At 46.2% G+C, this 23,466-nt stretch carries 16 protein-coding genes, 2 pseudogenes and 1 riboswitch; of the genes and pseudogenes, 4 read left to right on the forward strand and 14 right to left on the reverse strand.

From position 1 onward, the window contains the following. Nucleotides 1-154 precede the first annotated feature (154 nt). Nucleotides 155-236: riboswitch (cyclic di-GMP riboswitch) on the forward strand. A gap of 78 nt (nt 237-314) precedes the next feature. Then, nucleotides 315-1,454: a YncE family protein gene (locus tag CFF01_RS12325; RefSeq protein WP_088904981.1), complete on the forward strand. Its 1,140-nt coding sequence runs from the start codon at nt 315-317 to the stop codon at nt 1,452-1,454. 177 nt (nt 1,455-1,631) lie between these two features. Here CFF01_RS12325 and cysC read toward each other — a convergent pair whose 3' ends face one another. The 8 genes from cysC to CFF01_RS12365 all read right to left on the reverse strand — a co-directional run bounded on the left by cysC (nt 1,632) and on the right by CFF01_RS12365 (nt 14,074). Beyond that, nucleotides 1,632-2,279 carry an adenylyl-sulfate kinase gene (cysC, locus tag CFF01_RS12330; RefSeq protein ID WP_088904982.1) on the reverse strand — a complete coding sequence of 216 codons (648 nt, stop codon included), beginning with the start codon at nt 2,277-2,279 and terminating at the stop codon, nt 1,632-1,634. A 63-nt stretch (nt 2,280-2,342) separates the two neighbouring features. Continuing rightward, on the reverse strand, nt 2,343-4,070 hold the full coding sequence (locus CFF01_RS12335) for an SLC13 family permease (protein ID WP_088904983.1): 1,728 nt from the start codon (nt 4,068-4,070) through the stop codon (nt 2,343-2,345). Nucleotides 4,071-4,151: 81 nt separating this feature from the next. Further along, nucleotides 4,152-5,561, reverse strand: a complete 1,410-nt coding sequence (gene cysN / locus CFF01_RS12340; RefSeq protein WP_088904984.1) for a sulfate adenylyltransferase subunit CysN — start codon at nt 5,559-5,561, stop codon at nt 4,152-4,154. A gap of 75 nt (nt 5,562-5,636) precedes the next feature. Then, nucleotides 5,637-6,542 (reverse strand): sulfate adenylyltransferase subunit CysD, encoded by a 906-nt coding sequence (gene cysD, locus CFF01_RS12345; protein WP_088904985.1) that lies wholly within the window; start codon nt 6,540-6,542, stop codon nt 5,637-5,639. A 387-nt stretch (nt 6,543-6,929) separates the two neighbouring features. Then, nucleotides 6,930-8,822 (reverse strand): DnaJ-like cysteine-rich domain-containing protein, encoded by a 1,893-nt coding sequence (locus tag CFF01_RS12350; protein WP_088904986.1) that lies wholly within the window; start codon nt 8,820-8,822, stop codon nt 6,930-6,932. Between the two features lie 24 nt (nt 8,823-8,846). Continuing rightward, entirely contained in the window at nt 8,847-11,315 is a 2,469-nt protein-coding gene (locus CFF01_RS12355) for a hypothetical protein (RefSeq protein WP_088904987.1), read from the reverse strand. After that, the gene (locus CFF01_RS12360; RefSeq protein ID WP_232479435.1) at nt 11,305-12,615 is read right to left on the reverse strand and encodes a glycerophosphodiester phosphodiesterase; all 1,311 of its coding nucleotides are present in this window, start codon (nt 12,613-12,615) and stop codon (nt 11,305-11,307) included. Before CFF01_RS12360 ends, CFF01_RS12355 begins: the two co-directional genes overlap by 11 nt. A 715-nt stretch (nt 12,616-13,330) precedes the next feature. Beyond that, nucleotides 13,331-14,074 (reverse strand): phosphatase, encoded by a 744-nt coding sequence (locus CFF01_RS12365; protein WP_088904989.1) that lies wholly within the window; start codon nt 14,072-14,074, stop codon nt 13,331-13,333. A gap of 550 nt (nt 14,075-14,624) precedes the next feature. On the opposite strand from CFF01_RS12365, the gene CFF01_RS12370 reads away from it, so the two are divergent. The 3 genes from CFF01_RS12370 to CFF01_RS12380 all read left to right on the forward strand — a co-directional run bounded on the left by CFF01_RS12370 (nt 14,625) and on the right by CFF01_RS12380 (nt 17,738). Further along, nucleotides 14,625-15,799 (forward strand): IS3 family transposase gene (locus CFF01_RS12370; RefSeq protein WP_088903906.1). Its coding sequence is split into 2 segments (ribosomal slippage): nt 14,625-14,883 and nt 14,883-15,799, totalling 1,176 coding nucleotides; the frame shifts between segments, so codons are not numbered across the junction. Beyond that, a complete protein-coding gene (locus CFF01_RS12375) occupies nt 15,744-16,055 on the forward strand; it encodes a hypothetical protein (RefSeq protein ID WP_157704993.1) in 312 nt (103 codons plus the stop codon). The genes CFF01_RS12370 and CFF01_RS12375 overlap by 56 nt, the downstream gene beginning before the upstream one ends. A gap of 513 nt (nt 16,056-16,568) precedes the next feature. Then, nucleotides 16,569-17,738 (forward strand): site-specific integrase, encoded by a 1,170-nt coding sequence (locus CFF01_RS12380; RefSeq protein WP_088904991.1) that lies wholly within the window; start codon nt 16,569-16,571, stop codon nt 17,736-17,738. Nucleotides 17,739-17,994: 256 nt separating this feature from the next. On the opposite strand, the pseudogene CFF01_RS12385 reads toward CFF01_RS12380, so the two are convergent. The 6 genes and pseudogenes from CFF01_RS12385 to CFF01_RS12405 form a co-directional block, all read right to left on the reverse strand. Continuing rightward, nucleotides 17,995-18,198 (reverse strand): annotated as a pseudogene (locus tag CFF01_RS12385) (glucose-1-phosphate thymidylyltransferase); the annotation flags it as partial. Nucleotides 18,199-18,201: 3 nt separating this feature from the next. Beyond that, nucleotides 18,202-18,306 (reverse strand): annotated as a pseudogene (locus tag CFF01_RS19375) (sugar phosphate nucleotidyltransferase); the annotation flags it as partial. Nucleotides 18,307-18,419: 113 nt separating this feature from the next. Continuing rightward, nucleotides 18,420-19,304 carry a UTP--glucose-1-phosphate uridylyltransferase GalU gene (gene galU / locus CFF01_RS12390; RefSeq protein ID WP_088904993.1) on the reverse strand — a complete coding sequence of 295 codons (885 nt, stop codon included), beginning with the start codon at nt 19,302-19,304 and terminating at the stop codon, nt 18,420-18,422. Nucleotides 19,305-19,366: 62 nt separating this feature from the next. Next, a complete protein-coding gene (locus CFF01_RS12395) occupies nt 19,367-21,313 on the reverse strand; it encodes a nucleoside-diphosphate sugar epimerase/dehydratase (RefSeq protein WP_088904994.1) in 1,947 nt (648 codons plus the stop codon). A gap of 349 nt (nt 21,314-21,662) precedes the next feature. After that, nucleotides 21,663-22,829: a nucleotide sugar dehydrogenase gene (locus CFF01_RS12400; RefSeq protein WP_088904995.1), complete on the reverse strand. Its 1,167-nt coding sequence runs from the start codon at nt 22,827-22,829 to the stop codon at nt 21,663-21,665. Between the two features lie 84 nt (nt 22,830-22,913). After that, nucleotides 22,914-23,462 carry a sugar transferase gene (locus tag CFF01_RS12405; protein ID WP_088904996.1) on the reverse strand — a complete coding sequence of 183 codons (549 nt, stop codon included), beginning with the start codon at nt 23,460-23,462 and terminating at the stop codon, nt 22,914-22,916. Nucleotides 23,463-23,466 lie beyond the last annotated feature (4 nt).

Consider the following 23,466-nt stretch of genomic DNA (forward strand, 5'->3'; position numbering starts at 1 on the left):
TAATCGCAAATATGCAAAATTTAAGCAAGCGATAGAGTCCCTCTATATATAACAACTTTCTGATACTAATCGAGTAATTCCAGCCTCAACAATTTGTCATTGTTTTTAGCAATCCTAGACCCATTGCACTTGTTCAAATTGCTGCTATACCTTATGGACGAAAAGGCAAACCTGTAGCAATACAGAGACGCAAAACCACGGGTCTCCTCCAAGTTCGAGATAGCCGGGTTACCGTTAACTACATTATAACGGAGCCCGTTTTTTATCGGCGTAATATGCACCGATAGCTTTCGGACAAGCAAGGAGCTAAAGAAATGAAAAAGAGTAATGTGTTACTAGCGTCAGTAATTGCGAGTTTCTCGCTTTCCGCACTCGCAGTGAATGATGTTATTTATCTTTCAGATACCATGGGACCTGCTGATGGAAAATCAGCCTTATATCGCGTTGATATAGACTCAGTTAGTGGGCACGCAAACCTGTCGTTGTTGCCAGACGGCATCGTTGATTTCAACCATGTCGATTCACTCGCCGCAGAACAAGACGGCAGTATCATATGGTTAATCGATAACAATTCCCTCATTAAATATGAAGTCGCCACCGCTACAGTAGATCTAATTGGCCCACTAGCGAACTTTTCAGGAGACTCAGATCAAGCTGCCGTATCTCCAGATGGAACGCTATATGTTACCAATAAGACTACAGGCGGACTCTATTCAATAAACAAGTCTACAGCAGAGGCTACTTTAGTCGGGACATTAACGGTAGGTAATGGTGGTGATATCGCATTTGATCAATACGGCACACTGTATATGGTCAACCAGAATGGTCTTTTCGAGCTTACCCTTCCCATTCCTCCCTCAGAAACAGTAGGCGCAGAACTTATCGGTCCTGTTTCTGAGCGCTACACGGGGCTGGCATTTCGTGCTGGAGGCCTGGGCAACCTTTTAGGCTCAAATGGTATAGGTAACGCTATTAGAGAGTTAAGCGTCGTTGACGCTTCTGCCGTAGCTAACGGTAATTATCCAATGTACAAAGATGATCTGCCATTTGATCACCTTTATGGTGACATGACTACAGGCCCATTAGTCATGTGCAGTAAAACGATTGGATATTGGAAGAACCACGCATGGAATGGCGCTACTGTTACCATTAACGGCTTGCTAATCGATGAAATCATTGGCCGTTTCGGTGATAAAGAGGAAGGTGATAAACCCTATAATGGATCACTTTGGAGTGCTAAAGGTAAAACCTACAGCATGCTCTATGCCCAGTTGATAGCGGCTAAGCTCAATACAAATAATTCTTATACTGTACAGTTACTTAATGACGCTGAAGCTTTCTTATTCGAGAAAGACTTTAATGATGTAGTAAGCAAAGCGGATAGATCAGAGTATTCGGCATTTGTTCAAGCCGTCACAGCATTCAATGAGGACAATCACTGCGATAGTGAATAAACATTATTAGCATGTTGGCACGGTCTTCTGGCAACAGAAGACCGTTTTTTAGCTTTGAGTAGAGGTGAAATGAATATCCGCTACTGAACTATATAACTTTTAGCTAGGGAAAGGTTATAAGGTTCATACTCTTATACGGAGTAGGAGTTGGACTCTTGGTTAAACGGTATTAGGACGCTATAGCTCTGTAGCAACCGCGCTCAGCAGCCCCTGCTCGGCGAGATAATCCACTACCTGCTCGGCGCACTGCTGCACCGATTGCTCAGCATTGTTGACATGCACCTCTGGCGACAGTGGCGCCTCGTAGGCTGAGTCTATGCCGGTAAAGTGTTTAATCTCCCCTGCTCGGGCCTTTTTGTAGAGCCCCTTAGGATCGCGCTGCTCACAGACATCAAGCGGCGTATCGATGAAGATCTCGATAAACTGCCCCGCGCCCAGCAGGTCACGCACCATCTTACGATCGGCGCTAAAAGGTGAAATAAAGGCGGTTGAGACCAGCAAGCCAGCATCGACAAATAACTTAGCCACTTCACCGATACGGCGAATATTCTCAACCCTGTCTTCGTCGGAAAAACCTAAGTCGCCATTAAGGCCGTGACGCACATTGTCACCGTCGAGCACATAGGTCTTACAGCCTTTGTCATGCAGCAGACGATCAACCGCATTGGCGATAGTCGACTTGCCCGACCCACTCAGACCGGTAAACCAAAGCACGGCACCTTTATGACCATTGGCCTGTGTACGCTCATCATGAGACACGCTGGCCTGGTGCCACTGGACATCGCTGGATTTCACATTTACATCGACTGTCTTATAGGGGGACATCGGCTTTCCTTAAAAATCAATTTTTACTGCTAGGCAGTGAATTAAGACTGAGCAAACCCATGGCTAAAATGGGAAGAACACAGGCACGGCTAACAAAACAATCGCGCCATAGGCCAAACTTACGGGAACACCTACTTTTACAAAGTCCATCAGGCGATAACGCCCGGCGTTATACACCATGAGATTGGTCTGATAACCGTAAGGGCTGATAAAGCTACCGCTCGCCGCAAAGGCCACCGTCATCACGAAGGGCAGAAAATCCACCCCAAAGCCTAAGGCGATACTGTAGGCGATGGGAAACATCAAGGCTGCCGCCGCGTTATTGGTAACAAGCTCGGTCATCAGCCAGGTGGCCAGATAGACCAGCAGTAACGCCAGCATCAGATGATCGCTATCTGCGCTACTCTCTACCCAGTTTGCAACTAACTCTGCCACACCGCTATTAACCAGCGCGTGAGACAGCAAGATGGCCGAAGCCACCACCAGCCAGATATCCACAGGGAAGCGGCGCACCACCTCATTGACATTGAGGCACTGACTGAAGATCAACACGCCCAGCAGTAATAACATGCCTTGTAGCATCTCGACCACGCCAGTGGCGGCAAGGGTCAAGGTCAACACAAAGCCGCCGATGGAGATCCAGGCTTTCTTGCCATTAATGCGGGTCTCAGGCTCAACGCCGCTAATCACAATAAAGTTCTTGCTGATATTGTGGCGGGTAAGGAAGTCCTTACCGACCGCCAGCACTAAAAAGTCACCCGCTTTAATCTGCACCTCACCGAGCTTACCGGAGATCTCTTCGCCATCACGGCGAATGGCCACCGCAGCGGCGTCAAACAGGGCACGAAAGCCCGCCTTCTTCATGGTCTTGCCCACCAGCACACTTTCCTGTTTCACCACCACTTCGGTGAGGTTAGTGTCGAGCAGACCATTTTTTTCGGCAAACATCTCAAGGCCTGAGAACTGGCTGAGCTGCATCACCTTAGTGATATCGCCGCTGAAGATTAGTCTGTCGTCGAGTTGCAGTACCTCGGTGGGCGTGACCGGACTGATAAGGCGCCCGTTTCGCACCACCTCAACTAAGAACAGCGATTCGAGATGCCTTAGGCCATTATCTTCTACCGAGCGGCCGATGAGCTCTGAGCCCTCGACCACCTTGGCATCGATGAAATAGCCTTTAGAGCAGGTCTCCTGATGGGCGATATCCGGCAGCCAGCGTGACACCAAACGCAGTACCAGGCCGCAACCCACAACCAGCAAGGCTCCTATCGCAGTAAAAGAGAAGAAAGAGAGCGACTGGCCTGATGCATCAATCACCATACTGTTGACAATTAAGTTGGTCGAGGTACCGACCAGGGTCAGTGTGCCCCCCAGAATTGCCGCATAAGAAAGCGGTAGTAATAACTTACTCGCCACATGATGGGGGTTATTGCGGATCGGCGACAACAAGGTGGCCACCACGGCAGTGTTGTTGAGCAAGGCAGAGCTCAGCGCCGTCATGCCAAACAGACGCAGCCAGGTGGTGCGATAACCGCTCACTATCACCTTTGAGGCGATAACCCGCAATAGCCGGGTCTTCTCCAAAGCAAAAGAGCAAAGGATCAAGAGCACCAAGGTCACCAAACCCGGGTTCGACATACTGGAGAGTAGCTGCTCTTTAGTCACCAGGTTAAACGCCACCAACACCAGCAGGGTCACGCCAAACACCAGCGCAGGCCGGTTTTGAAAGCGCACCAAGCCCGCGATAGTCGCGACAAAGATGGCGATGGTGAGATAAGCGTTAAATGTCATAGTGTCCTAATGTCATAGTGTCCTATCTTAATCCGGCAACATGCTGCTACGCTAATGCGAGCAGCATCGGTTTAGATTCGCTTATGCCTTGGAGATATCCTTCACACCCCAATGCGGGAAATGCTTACGCACTAAGGCGTTCATCTCAAGCTCGAAGGCAGAGATCTCACGTTGCTTGCCCTTACCAGCATCGATCGCCTTGCGGATCATCCCCGCGCCCACAGTCACATTGGTGAGCCTGTCGATGATGATAAAGGCGCCCGTTGCACGATTGTCATCATAGGCATCAAACTGCACAGGCTCGGTGACCGAGAAGTGACAGTTGCCCATCTCGTTCAGCGCCAGTTGCTGGGTGCTATGCTGGGTCAGATGATTGATATCCACCTTGTAATTAATGGCATCGGCATAACCGTATACCGCCTTACTGCCTAACTTGAGCGCATACTCTCGGTCGACACACAGGGGTTCTTCAGTCATCCACACCACGTCGGCCTCAAAATGAGTGGTCGAATTGGGTTTATCGTGAGGACGCACCAACATGTCACCGCGGCTGATATCTATCTCATCGGTAAGCGTAAGGGTTACCGCTTGCCCAGCCACCGCTTTTTCCAGCTCACCATCGAAGGTGACGATAGACTTGATGCGGCTCTCTTTACCTGATGGCAAGGCGGCAATCGTATCGCCGACACGGATCTCGCCCGACGCAACCGTACCGCAGAAGCCTCTGAAGTCGAGGTTTGGACGATTGACATATTGCACCTTGAAACGGAATGACTCGCTTCTGTCCTGCTCCACAGAAACTGTATTGAGCAGTTTAATCAGCGTTGAGCCTGGGTACCAGGTCATGTTCTCGCTTTCGTTCACCACGTTATCGCCCTTAAGCGCCGAGATCGGCACGAAGCGCACGTCGGTAAAGGCTAAATCTTTAGCAAATTCACGGTAAGCCTTCTTGATCCCCTGATAGATACCTTGGTCATAGCCGACGGCGTCCATCTTATTGATGGCGATGATCACATGCTTGATGCCAAGCTGTGAGCAGATATAACTGTGACGACGGGTCTGTACCTGCACCCCGTGACGGGCGTCGATTAGAATAATCGCCAGATCAGAAGTTGAGGCACCTGTTGCCATGTTGCGAGTGTACTGCTCGTGGCCTGGGGTGTCGGCAATGATGAATTTACGCTGCTCGGTGGCAAAATAGCGGTAGGCCACATCGATAGTGATCCCCTGCTCTCGCTCTGACTGCAAACCATCAACCAGCAAGGCCAAGTCAAAAGCCTCATCTGTGGTGTTAAAACGCTTAGAATCTTTCTCAATGGCCGCCATCTGATCTTCGAAGATCATCTTGCTATCGAACAACAAGCGTCCGATCAGGGTCGACTTACCATCGTCCACGCTGCCACAGGTCAAGATACGCAACATATCTTTGTTTTCGTGAAGCTTTAGGTAACCTTCGATGTCAGTCTGCAATAATGTGTTTTCAGTAGTCATGGTGTTTCTCGTATTCGTTATCTGCTGCGTACCTGGCCTATGGGCCGTGGGTGCTTAAAACCTCAAAGCCTTGAGTTAGAAGTAACCTTCCATCTTCTTCTTTTCCATCGAGCCGGCGGAGTCGTTATCGATCACCCGTCCTTGTCGCTCTGAGGTAGTACACAACAACATCTCCTGAATAATTTCCGGCAACGTGGTTGCCTGAGACTCGACGGCCCCCGTCAGCGGATAACAGCCCAAGGTTCTAAAACGCACCATCTTATGTTCTGCGGTTTCACCGGGCTCAAGCTCCATGCGATCATCGTCGACCATGATTAACGTCCCATCGCGCTTCACCACAGGACGCGGCTCGGCAAGATAAAGCGATGGGATCTCAATATTTTCCAAATAGATGTATTGCCAAATGTCCAGCTCGGTCCAGTTAGACAGCGGGAATACACGGATACTCTCGCCCTTGTCGACCTTACCGTTGTAGATATTCCACAACTCTGGGCGCTGATTCTTAGGATCCCAGCGGTGCTTGCTGTCACGAAACGAGTAGACCCGCTCCTTAGCGCGAGATTTCTCTTCATCGCGGCGCGCGCCACCAAAAGCGGCATCGAAACCGTGCATATCAAGTGCCTGCTTAAGCGCTTGTGTCTTCATGATATCGGTGTGTTTGGCGCTACCATGGGTAAAGGGCGAGATATTCATCTCCAGGCCGCGAGGATTCTTATGCACGATAAGGTCGAAACCATGCTGCTTAGCCATGCGATCGCGAAACTCGATCATCTCCCTGAACTTCCAGTTGGTATCGACATGCAGTAAAGGAAACGGAATTTTGCCAGGATAAAATGCCTTGCGCGCCAGATGCAGCAACACCGAGGAGTCTTTGCCTACGGAATATAGCATCACGGGATTCTCAAACTCTGCGGCAACTTCACGCATGATCTGAATCGATTCTGCCTCGAGTTGTTTAAGGTGGGTTTGCTGTGTCGACATATGGCTTTCCGTTTTATTCCAATGTTATCAATTTGCTATTAACCGATACGCCAACCTACTCTACATTTCATTCAACATAAAATCTAAGCATGGTTAACCAAAATTCGGCATATAACAGGATAATACCAGCACGGCGCTCTTTTAGAAGTTATAAATATTAATTTATTTATACCAAAAAGAAATAACAAGTAATCGAAGGGAAGATGGAATGGTAGTCGAAGTGGTTGCTACCTGGATGTCGAAAAGTGAGAGCTTGAGTAGTTGAGCGTGGGGCTTCGGTCGGCAGCCTTACCTAACCATAAGTGATAATACAATAATGTGAATCGCCGCTTCAATCTGTAGACTTCAGCGGCGTAAGCAAGGTGAGTTGCAATTGAAGTGAGCTTCTTAACGCTCCATATTCATCGATTTTAGCAACACAGGGCTGTTGTAATCGGAAACTTCGGATTTAGCATTGTTCCAAAACTGACGGCGAGTCAAAAAGTAACCAAACAAGAGTGATAGCAATAAGATCTCAACGAAATTATACCGAATAAATAATAGCGCTGATGCTATTTGTTGAGCTAACTCTTCAACATACTTGGCCTGATTGGCTGCTTCACCAAACGCACCATTTAGCATGGCGATAGCAAATTGCAACGCAATATATAGCGCAGCTGCGACGACTAAACCAACAGGTTTTAAGTACCACTTTTTAGGTTTGCTGACACCAAGTACTAATAGGTATAAACCGGCAAACAGTGCACCACCAGTTAACGCATTGAGAAGCTGCGGTGGGTGTTGAAACGCTGTTATTGTGTTGTAATAAAGACTCAGCGCGACATGGGGGAAAAGCAGTGTAAACCCTAGTGCCAAAGCTAAGGTTTTGCCTTTGCCGATGTTTTTCCAATAGTATCGCTTTATCAATTGATAGCTAGCGTAGAATAATCCTAATACCATGACATAATTCGCCAGCGGATGTATGCCAAACAAGGCAAAGTCAGCTTTTATTACGGCTAACACCCATTGAGGGTATTCCATGATCCCCATTCGCATTTGCGTTTCATCGGCAAACTGAGGAAACAGTAGCGCGATGATAATGCCCAAAGTAAGAAACAAGTAGCTGTATTTAACGAAACTACCCAGCATATTAGGGATGATACCCTTAACACTTTGCTTTTTAAGCTGCGCTACCAGGCTGGTATAATTAGCAACTACGGCATCTTTGATATCTGTCGATACCCAGTTCTCCTTTAACAGGGCAATATCACTCTTGGTCGCATCCGCTTCTATAATATTTTTAATGGCTGGTGTTGCAAGTGCATCGGTATCATGCCTTTTATTACCCGCACCAAGTTTCTGGCCAACTTGCCATACGGCAGGATCGTAGATACCACCTGCATCATGAGTCAGGTTTTGTTTACCTGCAAAGCACATTTTTGTGTTTACGTTGTCAATGCTGGCAGTGAATTGCAGTGTCGGTAATGTGGCTGTAAATGCGTAAACAAAAGTGCAACCATCAAGATCGCCTTCTACATCGACCTCTTTAATATCGGTAAGTCCATGAACAATTTTGAGCCCTGTACGCTTGATAAAATCGCCAGTCCACTCATGGTAGTCACTGCTGGTATATTGCCATTTCGAACTACGTTTGGCTTCGCCATCTATGGTGTAACTGTAATAAAGGTAACCTCCACCATCACATGTTCTACAAGTGACATGACCTTTACCATTACAGCTTGAACAAGTGCTTCTACCGCTACCGTAGCATGAGGAGCATGACTCTGTAGTGTAAACGGTTCGATTATTATAACTGTCATACCGACTCACACTTTGTCGACCACTACCATTACAGGAATAACAACTTGAGCTCCCACTGCCATGGCAGCTACGACAAGTTGTACAGCCAGAACCACTGCAGTTGCTGCAAATGTCTTGACCCACATAAGTATCAGGCGCTGAGTCTAAGCGGGTATTTTTGATTAGAAAGTTTTTTGATACATCAGGTCCCAAAATCTTAATAAAGCGCTCATTGAAGAGTGGATCTCTGCCGCTGACATATTCTTTTGCGGCTTTATTGGCTTCATCATTCGCATCAGAAGAGGTGCCACAGTTAACCCCCGCAGGGCGATGACCGCCATGTTCGTGGGCGTTAACGCCAATTTCAATTCTCCAGCCAAATGTAAAATTCAGTTGGGGGTGTTTGGCTTGTTCATCCGACAAGTTCACTGGCACATCCACGCCAGTGAGTTGCTTACCGTTATTTCTAATAAAATCTTGAAATTGTTGTAACTGACTCATGTGATTACCTCTATTGATCACAGGTTAAAGCGTGATGGTAAATTGGGTTTTGTCTGCTTTTAAATACACCCATTGCCGTACATCCTGGTGCCCTGGCGCACTGACTTTGATGTCGTAACCACCCGGTGATAAAAGCATGCCAGCCTTATACTTAGGTTTAATGTTCATCACAGAAATCTTAGCGTTATCAACATTGGTATTTATCGTCAGGGGTAACTTTACACTTGGTTTTTCTGAGTGAGTGTTCGCAGCGACTGGGGTCATTCCGTGCTCGGGTAACACGGCTAAATCAAACTGATTAAGGGGGCCGCTAACAGCATCAAAGCCTTTGGTGATCAGCAAGGTGTTATCGATAGCAGAGCCGATAGGCTGTACCAAGGGCTGCGTAACTAATAACCACTTAAGAGCGAATGAGACGCTAGCCGAATCATTCTTCTCCATCTGATCGAAGAAGTAGTTCACGGCCGAGTCTTCCATGGTGTACTCGTTATCCCCTATCGACATAGGCACAATAAATATCGATGCCAATAACGTCATGGTGATCGCCGGCTTGACGTAAGGTTTATTGTTCTTCTTCTCAACAGATTTAGCCTGTTTGGCTTGCACCAGTTCTACCAACTTCATAGGCAATTTGAGCACGGTTAATAGCACTAATGTCAAGCTTATCGACATCGAAATTGGAGGGATGATGGTGGCTCGCAGTGCCGACTTACCGGTGGATTCAAAGGCTCCCCCGTCAGCAAACTCAGCTTTTTGTGCCTGTAGAACGTTGAGATACTCGGTGGTTTTACGTTGAATATTGGGCTCAATGATTTGTTGTTTAAATTGACGATTATTCCAATCGGCCAGAGTCGGCTTCACATAAAGATCGCCCATTCGTTTGGCAATAAGCTGCTGGATACCACTGTCGCGTTGGAATTGAGCCCAGCTCAGGTTTGGCGCCAGATCGAGGTTCTTCGCGCGCATATTGTTACGCCATTGGCTATCGGCCTCCTGCTGCACCTTACTCGCTACGGCATTATCGAAGGTGCGGCGATCGGTGAGCGACCAAGCGGTCGGTAGCGTCAACCCCTTTTGCTTTAGCTTGCTATTGACCTTAACGCTTGTTAATTCATGCACTCTGAAGGTGTGTAGCGAGTCGATCCCTAATGGATAGCCGCCAGACTCTTTAATAAAGTCCGGCTCCATTTTTACCATTAGCACTCGTTTATAATGATTTACGTCATTGGTATAAACCATGCGGTGATCTTTGAAACCCGCATCGCCTCCTGTCACCGCATCAGCCGCCTGCAAGGCAGTGAACAGCCCAAAACTCATCACGCCGGCAATGAGAGAATTACCGATGTTTTCTGCCGTAGAGACCTCTTCCCGCACGAGCCAATCGTCAGGTGGAATATAAGGAATGCTGTATTTCTTTATCTCTCGGTCATAGCCATCTTGTAGGCGTTGGAAACAGCGGTCACGGGAGCTGCCCTTACTCCTATCGGCACATTTATTCCGTTGCTCAAAATAGTCATAGATCTTAGGGGCGATCTGCTGGGCACGTGAATCCACGCGCGCTTCATACGCAGTGACGCCTTGTTTGTAATCCTCCCAGCCTTGCTTAACCTGATTTTGGACATCCAACCAATACTCATCAGCACGTTCAGGTGAGTTTGCAATGGTTTGATTGTATTTGGTTGAGCCCTGGGCATACTCCAGGTAATTGTCTCTTAGTGTTTGACGAAACTGATCATAATCTTGGTAATGGCTATCAAAGTTTGACATCGCTTTATCACGGATAAACTTCTCCATAATCATGCGTTTCTTTTGTGACAGCTCACTGACCAGCTTGTCGTCGGCATACACCAGTCCGCCAAATACTGATAAGAACGCTTTTTCTGTCCCACTGTGGGCTTTGTCGGGATCGTATTGAATGCCTTCAAATTGGATCGACTTTTCGATTAAGGCACTGCGCAATACTTGAGAGAAATACGCTTGTTGACGCTCTTCAGGTGTCGAGGCATCAATAATAAAATGATCCACGAGCCACTTTTGACCAAAGAAAACAGTCGGCCAGGTGATTAACGCGATCACAGCAAAATACCCAAGAGCACGGCCAACCTTGGCGACTTTTCGGCCCCTTAATAGAAGATCGGCAAGCAGTAAAGTAACGCCAATACCACTAATGGTGCGACCAAACAGTTCGACTGCCCTTAACTCTTCATCACTCGAATTATGTCCGCCAGCGACATCGGTCAAAGCGGCGTTAAATACCGCTTCAGGAAAGAGATAGAGTACTGAGCAGATAAACATAAGCAGCATCCACCAGAAGGGTTGACCTGCGCTGGCTATCTGCTGCTCAATCTTTTGTTGTTTTTGCTGTTTAACGGCCTTTGAAGCTTGCTTTTTTTGCACCTTTTTCAGCTGCTCTTCTGCAGCAGCCATCTTACTTTGTGTGGGTGCAGTGTTAAGCAACTCTGTGGCAAATGGACTGTGTTTTTTATCGGTCATTTTTGCTATTTGGTAGAGTTATAATAATGGTGTTGCTGACATTTGTTTCCAACTGCTCATCGACAATGGTCGGAAACTGATGGGGATTACTTAATGGGGCTTGCTGCTTAGTCGACGATTGCACCGGCTGAGAAGACGTTGAGCGGTTCGCAATCGCTTTCAGTCCGTCGTTTAAAGAGATGTAGTAACCCTCTTGCTGGTACCCTAACATTTCGTTAAAGCGATCGAAGTCAGCATCCGCAGGTAGCGCGGCTATGTATTGTCCCGTTAGGCTCACAGGTTGATAGCGTCCGCTAGGTTGTGCGCTATTAAACAGCTTTTGGCATATTTGATAAGGCGTGCTATCGACAATGACACCATCGGGCAGTTTGGTGCGAGGTAAGTTTTTAAGCTTGGATTGATGATAGTCGGTGCCATTGATTGAATATGTGTACACTTTCATGCCGTTGCTTCTGGCACTTATCAATACGCTCGGGTTTTGCACGTAACTGCGAATATCAAGGTGTAAACCGGAATTGCGCCCGATGCGCTTAATGATGGTGTTGAGGCCTGAGGTGGAGGCATAATTCTTATAGCGTGAACGGTAACGCTTAGTGCCATATTTACCCGCTAATTCTAGGTGGTTTTGATTATCTTGATAGAACCTATCATTTTGGGTCGCTTTACGGAGATCGCCGCGCAGTTTTTCTACGCTACTTGGATGGGCACCTTGCACAAAACCAAGGTAAACCGTGGGATTTATTCCTCTCAATTTTTCTAAAATGTCGAGATCTGCAGCCGAATAATAGTATCCACCAAGGCCGATTGTGCTGCGTAGCATATGATCTAGCTCAGCAAGATCATGACCATTGGCATCAGATTTAATTTCGACATTGAGTTTCTGATTAGCACTACGACGATAACCGGCAAAGGCACTAAATGCCTCGTATGCAGTGATCGGACGGATGTCTATCAATGCATTTGACTCTTTAAGACGTAATTTTAGGTTGGCATATTGCTGCCGACTCATCTGTTTAATCTTATGACGTTCACCTGTGTAATACACCGTGGCCCGGCCCGTTTGGCTGTCGTGATGGTTAACCCAGGTGCCATCCTTTAGCTGCATGACATCGATTTCAACGCTATTGTAGTTATCCTTCAGGGCTTCGACGATTGCGCTAGTGCTGCTTTCAGGGAAACGAAAGTCACCTCGGTGCGCCGAAATATCTAACGGGCATTGCGCAGTAGACACCATCTTAATATTGCCATTTTCGGCAAGGTATAAATTTCGATCGGCAAGCGCCAGTTGAATATCAACCATATCGAGTCCACCAACCCTGACATCGCTGGGCAGGTGACTCAATGAAGATGGAATGTGCTTTGAAGGGGGAGGAAGCTCATTTTGCGTCGATTTACAGCCCGACAGAGCAAGTAGCGCCAGAGCCAACGCCACGCAATAACGGCGGGACTTGCAGAAGTAATTCACCATAGTGATAAAATTAAACGTTATTAATAATCAAATCCTTATAATTAACGATGATAAATTAAAAAAGGCGCCATTCATAGACTAGGCATAAAGTTTTATTAAGAAAAATTTATGTTAACCAATACGTTACGTGGTTATGTATTAATCAGTTAAGCGGATAAAACAAAACCCTTTGCGCCGTTTATGTGTCAGATATTCAGGCAACACACTTTCAGTGCAAAGCATCGATTTGTTGTTCGGTATTTGTCATATGGGCCCTGGCGAGCCTAGTTTTACATTCAGCGTGATAAATGAACTAAGTACGTATGAGTAAGTGTCAGGTTTTTCAGGCCTTACCAGTCCGCGCTATAGGATAAAGTAGATTATCGAAGGAATCGCTACCGATGCACATCTCGTCAAAATGAGTCCTGACACGTTTGAAGTCGCCTTGAAAGGAAATCGCCAAATACCTTGAGGCCGGAACCCAGTCCACGGCAACCCGACTATCTGCACTAGTCTAGGATGGACAGAAGGTCCTAGTTTTGTCGGCTTTGTTTTTCTCTATCGACCCTTAAACAATCCCCGCGTACTCATCCAGCCCTTTATGACCTCTTGCCGTTAAAAAGTCTAGCAGCGCTTTGGGACTGCGATTCAAGATCCGCTCAATCGGAAAATCAACTGCTTGAATCAACTCGATAGCTTTCTCGAAATCACCCAAACTGAAAGCAACATGGGAGTCTGAGCCCACAACCAAATAGCCTCCAGCCTCTTTTACTGCCTGGGCAATCGCGGTGCAGTTTTTCAAGCTACCTTTTCGTGACGTCAAAAATGAGGAGTTGTTGATCTCAAGGGCAACATTGTGAGTCGCCGCCGCTTCGGCAACACGTTTAATGTCTATGGGATAAGCAGGATTACCCGGATGACTGATGATGTCTACATTGCCACTTTCAATGCAATTGACTAATGCTTGAGTGTGGGCAGCTTGAGTGGATGGTGGAAAAACGGGCTCATGAAACCCGGCTAGCACGATATCTAGTTCATCAAGGTAGTCACCAAAGAAATCAATATCACCCTTGTCGTTTTTAATATTGGCTTCAATACCTCTCAGCACACCGATACCATCGACAATCCGAGGCAATACACGCATGTTGACGAAATGCCAAAAGTGAGGCGCATCAGCCATATCTGGGCCATGGTCAGTGATTGCAAACAGCTTAACGCCCTTCTCTTTTGCCACAGCCAGATAATCATGGACCGTACTATAGGCATGGGTTGAGGCAATGGTATGGGCATGAACATCAACAAGGAACTTCATCGGCGATTCCGTTAGCATGAGGCCAGGTTAGAGAAGAATGACAATAGAGAGACTAGTCTACTCATTTCAACTGCATTACTCCATAACGCAGCACTCAGAAACCGCAGCACTCAGAATGAAACCGATTGGCCTGCTCTATCTCTTCAGCGTTCAAAAGAGTTGATGAATTAAACAATCAGTTTGTCCCAATGACTAAATAGTTAGTGCCTATTGCCATTAAAAAGACGTTGTATGTTTTTATATCTAAATAAGGATAATGAAATAATCGCTAGTAATCATTATTTAATGAACTAAGAATGCAGCTTAATTTGGCTGTTCATGCGCTGCGAAATTGAATTCGCACATGGTTAGATAGGGATCCTGCGAAATGTGATGAAAATGCTAAAGCTTCTTGATTATTACTTCTGTCTTAATTTCCATCACACCGAAAAAACATTGAACGACACCACTTTGATCGCTAGCCTTTCTTCTTCCTGTGTAGTGGCATAGTGAATTTGGCCACCTGAATAGACGAAGTGATAGACTAACTTCTGGAAAAAAGGTGGTAGAAATGAAGAACACAAGACCGACATTCAGTGCAGAGTTCAAATTAGAAGCTGCGCAGCTGGTAACGAAACAGGGATACAGCATAGCTGAGGCTGCAAGCGCGATGGGCGTGAGTAATTCAGCCATGCGTAAATGGGTAAACCAGCTTCGACAAGAGCAGCAAGGCATATCCCCCAAAGGCGCACCGCTCACCCCCGAACAACAGCGGATCCGTGAGCTGGAGAAGAAAATCCGCCGCATTGAAGAAGAGAACACCATTTTGAAAAAGGCTACGGCTCTCTTGATGTCAGACTCACTGAACAGTTCTCGTTAGTCGAGAAACTCAAGAAGAGCCATAGCGTAAAACGGATTTGTTCAGTATTTGGTATTCACCGCAGCAGTTACAAGTATTGGCGAGGCAGACCTACCACCATTGACTCGCAGCGGGTAAAACTGCACAGCTTGGTGCGGGAGGCTTATGAAGCCAGCAATGGGTCAGCGGGTGCCAGAACCCTGGCTGATATGGTGACGACTGCTGGCGTTAGGTTGACGCGCTATCGTGCCACAGGACTGATGAAGAAGCTGGGGCTAGTGAGCTGCCAGGTGCCGCAACATCGCTACAAAAAGGCAGACAAGGAGCATGTCGCCATCCCTAACCTCCTTGACCGCCAGTTTGCAGTGACGGCTCCCAATCAAGTGTGGTGTGGCGATGTGACCTATGTGTGGACAGGCAAACGATGGGCTTACCTTGCCGTTGTTCTGGACTTGTTTGCACGGAAACCGGTGGGGTGGGCGATGTCATTTTCGCCCGATAGTGCGCTAACAAGCAAGGCACTAACCATGGCCTTTGAGGCGCGAGGAAGGCCGAAAGACCTAATGTTCCATAGTGACCAAGGAAGCCACTATACCAGCCGCCGCTTCCGCCAACAGCTCTGGCGTTATCAGATTAAGCAGAGCATGAGTCGACGAGGAAACTGCTGGGACAACAGCCCGATGGAGCGCTTCTTTAGAAGCTTAAAAACAGAATGGATACCGATGACAGGCTATCGGGATATCGGTGAGGCTAAGAGTGAGATTTCGCGATATGTGACGGGGTATTACAGTCAGCTGAGACCACATCAATATAACGGTGGGCTGACACCCAATGAGTCAGAGCGAAGATACTGGCTTGAATACAAAACCGTGGCCAATTTTAGTTGACCACTACAGTTATAAAAAAGAGGACCTACGCAGTGAAAGCCAAAAAGTGATAGACCAGCTTTATATCGAACAAATAAGACAAATGCCCATCAATAACTTCGACTTCTCAAAAAGCGGCTTATCTTCCAATGAGGCTGGCACCATGTACGGCAAACTGATGGGTAGGGCAGTATATGAAACCAAGTACTCCCTTAAAGTATTGGATGTGATTGCGGTATACGGTTTACCAGCGAGTGTACTGCACAAGCAAGAATAAAATCAGATGCTAGTTGACCAGCGTTTACCGCTCAGAAATGAAACGTCATCCCTTCGTTTCTTTAAATTGCAGCAGCGATAGGGTCATGATTGAGGGTAAGTGGCACTTGATCGCTTCTATTAGGGTCTGCAAGACAGTACTGAAGTCATCGAAGGGCGTTTGCTTAGGCTTATTTTCAAGCGCTGATCTTTCGCACCGTTTCGGTATTAGAAAAGTCATTATGAAGTGATGAATTCAAGCAGAAACCACTGGACAAAAAACCAGTAGTTGATATATTGAAAGCTGTCTTTTTAACCAATACTTGCGATGTGCGGACTATTGGGAAATGAGGCGTTCAGGTTCAGTTGCGGGTTTTAATAACCCGGTTAACCTGATAAAGAAGCAGTTGGGACAGGATGGCGGCAACCACCCTGCCCCGTATCGGCTGCAGAAGACTATTAACCACCCCCAGCCGATGGCGAGATCTTAACGAATTCCATCGGATAGGGACAGATCTATTTGATGGAGACGATTATGGCTCATATTCGTATTCGCCCTAATGGGCGTATTCAGTTCGACCTACACCTCTACGGCCAACGCTTTCGTGAAGGCACCAAAATGATGGCCACCCCGAAAAACTTAGCCAGTGCTAAAGCCACCCTAAAGCAGATGAATGCTGAGATAGACTTAGGTAGCTTTCAGTACCGAGACTACTTCCCCAACAGTAAAAAGGTCGCTCTGTTTGAACAACTGCAACGCACACGACATCCCGACCGTCAGTACCCTTTCTTTGATAACTACGCCAACCAATGGTTTGAACGCCAAAAGGCCAAGTGGAAGCAAAGTTATCAAGGCAGTGTTCGGACAGCGCTGACAAAATATCTCATCCCAGAGTTTGGCAATACCTTAGTCAATGAAGTCAGTCTGACTCAAATTGATTTCTTTCGTCAGAAATTACTGGATATAAAGAAGGAAGATGGAACTCGGCAACTCTCCAATCGCCGCGTGAATAACATTCTGTGGCCACTCATCGCCATTACCAGCCTAGTATCTGAAGAGTTTAAGTTTGAGTACCCATTGAGGCGCTACCGCTCCTTGAAAGAAGAAAAGGCAGAGTCTTACCCCATGACCATTGCCGAAGTGCGCTGCTTTCTTTCTGTGGTCCCTAAGCAGTGGAAAGACTATTTCATTATCCGGTTTTGGACTGGCATGCGAAACTGTGAGGTGCATGGATTGGAATGGGAACATATCGATTTTGAGCACCGATTGATCCGTATTCGACAAAACTGGGTCAACGGGGTGGTATGTGATGTGAAAACACCGAAATCGCGTCGAGATCTGAAAATGTGCGACACTGTGTATGATGCATTTAAGCGGATCAAAGCCGCCAATCGCTCAGGCAATAATTTTGTGTTTACAGGGCCTTCAGGTACGCCACTGCAAACCCACTATGTCAGTCGCAAATTATGGTACCCGACATTGAAAAGTGCGGGGCTAAAAAAGCGCCGCCCCTATGAAACTCGTCATACAGCTGCGGTATTACATATCGCTGCCCTTGAAAATCCACTCTACATATCTCAGCTGCTGGGCCACAGTGATACACGGTTACTGTTTGACGTCTATGCCCCTTATGTCGTTAATGCGTCGCGCAATGACGGCAACGCTTTTGATCAACTCATGAGCTCAGAAGCCGTCGCGTCGTAGATCCGCAATCAACTGGTTTATTCAATTGCTCACTGAAATTGAGTGGGCAATTGTTCCAGTTGGTTCCTCTCTCCCATCGAACACTAAATGGGTGGCTTGTACTTGGGTGGCGCAACCGACAAAGCTGACTGTTCAACGAGTCCTATGCAAAACATTGAAGCAAGCACTAATATCCATTGTCAGCAGTCTTAGCCAGTCGCTTTCTCAGCTCCCTCATGACTAATACAAACCTAGCACAGCTTTCCTTTACTAAGCCCTATGGGGACAACAGTGAAAGTAAGTACTGACCATAGCTGTTATTCAGCATAGGCTTGGCAAGACGATGAATATCCTCATTGGTCAGCCAGCCATTACGCCAGGCTATCTCTTCAAGACAGGCTACTTTTAAGCCCTGCACTGTTTCTATGGTTTGAACAAAAGATGAAGCCTGCTGCAGACTGTCGAACGTACCGGTATTGAGCGGATAATAGATCATCGGCTTGTCATAGACAGGCAGCTGCTTAGATACGCCGCGTGTAATGGGGTATAACCGCGTGCCAGTACCATCCGCTAATAAAATACCTTTCACTATACCGCTCTCATTTAGTCTTAGCTTATAACTCTAAATAGATAATACACTACCCTGAAATGAAAAATGCCCACTTCAGCAAGCCAAAGTGGGCATTAAAATTCTCACCTAGATTATTGTGCTAGCAAGTTCTCTAACTGCTGACGAAACTCTTTACCCAGCTTTTCATTACGTAGGCCGTATTCAACAAAAGCCGTCATATAACCGAGCTTATCGCCACAATCATGAGATTTACCTGCCATATTGAAGGCTTCTACAGTATCAGATTCAATCAGCATATCAATCGCGTCTGTCAATTGGATCTCATCACCTGCACCAGCGGGGGTTTTAGCTAGCAAATCCCAGATTTTTTCTGACAAAACGTAACGACCTACAACAGCAAGATTAGATGGAGCTTCATCGATGGCCGGCTTTTCAACCATAGCCTTAATGACTGATGATTCACCAGGTGCGATATCCACTCCGCCACAATCGGCAATCCCGTACTTGTTTACTTCATCTAGAGCCACTGGCGCAACCATAATTTGGCTAGCTTGAGTCGCTTTATAATGTTTGATCATCGCAGCCAGGTTTTCTGAGCTTTGGTCGGCACTGTATTCATCCAATATCACATCGGGCAATACAACAGCGAAAGGATTATTGCCAATACAAGGTTTAGCGCAAAGCACGGCATGGCCAAGCCCCTTAGCCTCACCCTGACGTACATGCATAATTGTCACGTCTTTAGGGCAGATTGATTGCACCTCTTCAAGCAGCTGACGCTTTACACGCTTCTCTAGCGTCGATTCGAGCTCATAGGAGGTATCAAAGTGGTTTTCGATAGCGTTCTTACTGGCGTGAGTCACCAACACAATCTCTTTTACACCTGCTGCAACACACTCATTCACTATGTATTGAATAAGCGGTTTATCAACAAGCGGAAGCATCTCTTTGGGGATAGCCTTGGTAGCAGGAAGCATACGGGTACCAAGCCCAGCTACTGGAATAACAACTTTCATAAAAAATACTCGAAAAAGAAAACTCCACAAAATAAGAGGAGTTATATTGGATTGAGAAAAAATTAAGACACCAGAGGAATGACCTTGTTGTCCTTAATGTCATTGTTCTTGCTATCTTGATTTTTCTGTAACCAGACTAAATCACAAATACCGTCTGTTGGACTAAACCCTGTTGGCGTAGAAAGAAGAATATCTCTTATCACTTCATGCTGGAATTCATGACATGCTTTATCTAAACGCGCCAAGATCGCTTGAAGTTCAGCCCAATTTAAAAAGGCCTCATTGGCCGTCATTATGCGCTCATGCTCAGTACCGGTAACGTCGTCACCAATCAGTAACTCTTCATAGAGCTTCTCACCTGGACGCAAGCCTGAAAACTCAATCGCTATATCACCATCAGGATGATTATCATCTTTGACTTCAAAACCACTCAGGCGGATCATCTTAGTGGCCAAATCAACGATCTTCACTGACTTGCCCATATCCAAAACAAAGACATCCCCGCCTTTGCCCATTGCACCGGCTTGAATCACCAACTGAGAAGCTTCGGGTATGGTCATAAAGAAGCGGGTAATTTCTGGATGGGTTACTGTTACAGGACCACCATTTGCGATCTGTTTTCTAAATAGCGGCACAACAGACCCGGAAGAGCCCAAAACATTACCAAATCGGACCATACAAAAACGAGTAGCACTTCCTTTATCCGCTAATGCTTGAAGAACTAACTCGGCCATACGCTTCGTTGTCCCCATCACATTCGTTGGCCTAACAGCCTTATCAGTACTAACTAACACAAATGTTTCAACATTAGCAGCAATAGCGGCGCGAGCAGTATATAAAGTACCAAACACATTGTTACGCACACCTTCAACAACGTTATGCTCGACAAGAGGTACATGCTTATAGGCTGCTGCGTGATAAACCGTTTGCACCTTAAAAGCTTCCATCACAGCTTGAACACGATTCTCTCGCTGTACAGACCCCATCATGGGATAGATTTTCACATCGAGAGATAACTCTTTTGCAATGGCATTAAGTTCGCGCTCAATGGAATACAAACCGAACTCAGACAGTTCAAAAAGCACCAATTTCTTAGGTGACTGCTTTAAAATCTGCCGGCATAACTCCGAGCCGATTGACCCCCCGGCCCCGGTAACCATCACCACTTTGTTACGAATGTTAGCTGCCAACAGATCAGCTCTAGGCGTCACACAATCGCGACCGAGCAAATCATCGATTTCAACTTCTTTAATATCGCTATAAAGCTTATTGCCACTAACAAGATCCGCCATGGCAGGCAAGGTAAGCACTTGCACAGCTAACGACTCTAACTGCTCCAAAATGGCCTGTCGACGAGAGCGAGATGCACTCGGAATAGCGAGTAAGATTTTGGTAGCCGCTTTTTGCTTGATTAACTTGCGAATGATAGAAGGAGAATGAACATGAACCCCTTGGATAACAGTGCCGTGAAGCGTTTCATCGTCATCAACAAACGCAAACGGATAATATTCATGGCTTTGTACCAGAGCAGTTAACAACTGTCTGCCACTGACACCCGCGCCATAAATAATGACGGGTTCCCCGACACGCTTCATTCCAGACCCTACCATAGAGCGCACTATTGCCCTGGTGCCACCGATAAACACTAATGAAAATGCGGCATAAATTATTGGTACGGTTCGCGGCAGTTGCGCATCAACATAAAAGGCAAAAAGCACCAACATGATGGTTGAGAGCATCACACCGAAACCGATCGCCGTCAGGGCTTGCAACCCCATGTAGCGCAATACTGCACGATATAACCCAAGCTTTGCAAAACCCACTAAGCTCAAAGGAACTACGATAAAAAGTAACAGCCAGTAGTGGGAATTGGCCAGCACAGAAATGTCATCGATGCGCACGAGCAATGCGGTCCAAAACGCAAAACTGAGAAAGAATGCATCAATGATGAGACTAACAACACGCTTATGCGTGCGTTTCAAACCAAACAAGCTTTGCAAAAAATCCATTTTTCGCTCCAAAAAATTAAAGTTCATAATGTACTACATCTTAAAGTACGTGACTCAACCATAATACAACCGCAAAGGCACTCATATTATCACATCAATCGTGCCATGGGGATCACCATCGAAGCTTGTTACGAAAGCATACAAACTCCAAGTAGTAACTAACAACTCCCCCTAGGAGAGTAGGATACTCTAAGCTATCGGTTTTGGAGACCGAATTTTAAAAATACCTCGTGAGACACGATTCGCGTGGTTATAGAAAACTGAGACAGTTTGCATCGGCAACATTCTAGCTATACAGAGGCAATACAGTGTCTCTTCCAATAGATAGAACTATTCTTTGAACAAAAAGTTAATCAGAACCGAATAAATCACGTGTATAGACCTTTTCAATCACATCATGCAGTTCTTCCACCATGCGATTTGAAACAATCACGTCACTGCACTCTTTAAATTCACCGAAGTCTTTTATAACTCTTGAGTGAAGAAATTCGGCATCATCCAATACAGGCTCATAAACCACAACTTCAATCCCTTTCGCCTTTAACCGTTTCATGATCCCTTGAATGCTTGACGCACGGAAGTTGTCCGAGCCCGTCTTCATGATCAATCGGTAAATCCCCACCACTTTAGGCTGACGTTTTAAAATCGAATCAGCGATGAAATCTTTACGGGTACGATTAGCATCCACAATGGCCCCGATGATGTTATTGGGCACATCCTGATAATTGGCTAACAGCTGCTTGGTATCTTTAGGCAGGCAATACCCCCCATAACCAAATGAAGGATTGTTATAGTGATTGCCAATACGCGGGTCTAGCCCCACCCCTTCGATGATTTGACGGGCATCTAAGCCATGAGCTTCAGCATAGGAATCCAGCTCGTTGAAATAAGCAACGCGCATCGCAAGGTAAGTATTCGAAAACAGCTTAACCGCTTCGGCTTCTGTCGACTCAGTAAACAGCACAGGAATATCTTGCTTCTGCGCCCCTTCAACCAACAAGTTCGCGAATATTTGGGCACGTTCTGAACGTTCACCCACAATGATGCGCGATGGATGAAGGTTATCAAACAGTGCTTTACCTTCACGCAGAAACTCTGGCGAGAAAATAATGTTATGGCAATTGAACTCTTGCTTTATGCGCTCGGTGTACCCTACCGGAACAGTAGATTTGATCACCATGACCGCGTTGGGATTAATCGCCATCACATCCTTTATGACCGCCTCGACTGAGGAAGTATTGAAATAGTTGGTCTCGACGTCATAATCGGTCGGCGTGGCGATCACCACATAGTCAGCATCTGTATAAGCCGTTTGTTTATCTAAGGTTGCTGTAAAATTAAGCGCCTTATTTGATAAAAAGTGTTCGATCTCGGCATCCACAATTGGGGACTGCTTATTATTCAGCATCGCCACCTTATCAGGGATGATATCCACGGCAACAACTTGGTTATGCTGGGAAAGCAGCATGGCGTTTGAGAGGCCCACATATCCTGTGCCCGCGATGGTTATTTTCATTATTAAAATTCCTAAAAAATGAAACGGTACTAATTTTAAAAAAGTAAGTGCCAATTAAAAGCAAATGAACATAACGAAAATAACCTACTTTATCGCATCACCAGAACCAGTTCCTGTGACAGTCATCAAAATATACTTAAAGTATTTTTTTACGGTAAGTGTATCAACCATTTCTTTATCTGTTTGAGCCAATAATTTAGGTGTCGACATATCAATATTTTGTACTTGGGCTAAACCTGTAATCCCAGGCAAAACATCATACACGCCTAAAACATCTCGTTCTTTAATTAGTTCCTCTTGATTGTATAAATTCGGACGAGGACCAACTAAGCTCATTTCACCTTTGAGAACATTAATCAATTGTGGTAATTCATCGATTTTAGTCTTACGAAGGAATAACCCTAACTTAGTAATTGAGGCATTACTGGCTAGATGGCTAGCTACAGACTTAGTTTCAACTGACATTGTACGAAACTTAATCAGCTTAAAAGGTATCTGATTCTTGCCTACACGTGTCTGGACAAAAATTGGTGAACCTGTATCAAACATGCCAATAATTGTCACAATGAGCAAAATTGGCCAAAGTAACAGCAAGCCCAAAAAGGCTGCTAGGAAATCAATTAGACGAATCATGTAA

The organism is Shewanella marisflavi (assembly GCF_002215585.1).
GTDB classification, from domain to species: Bacteria; Pseudomonadota; Gammaproteobacteria; order Enterobacterales; family Shewanellaceae; genus Shewanella; species Shewanella marisflavi.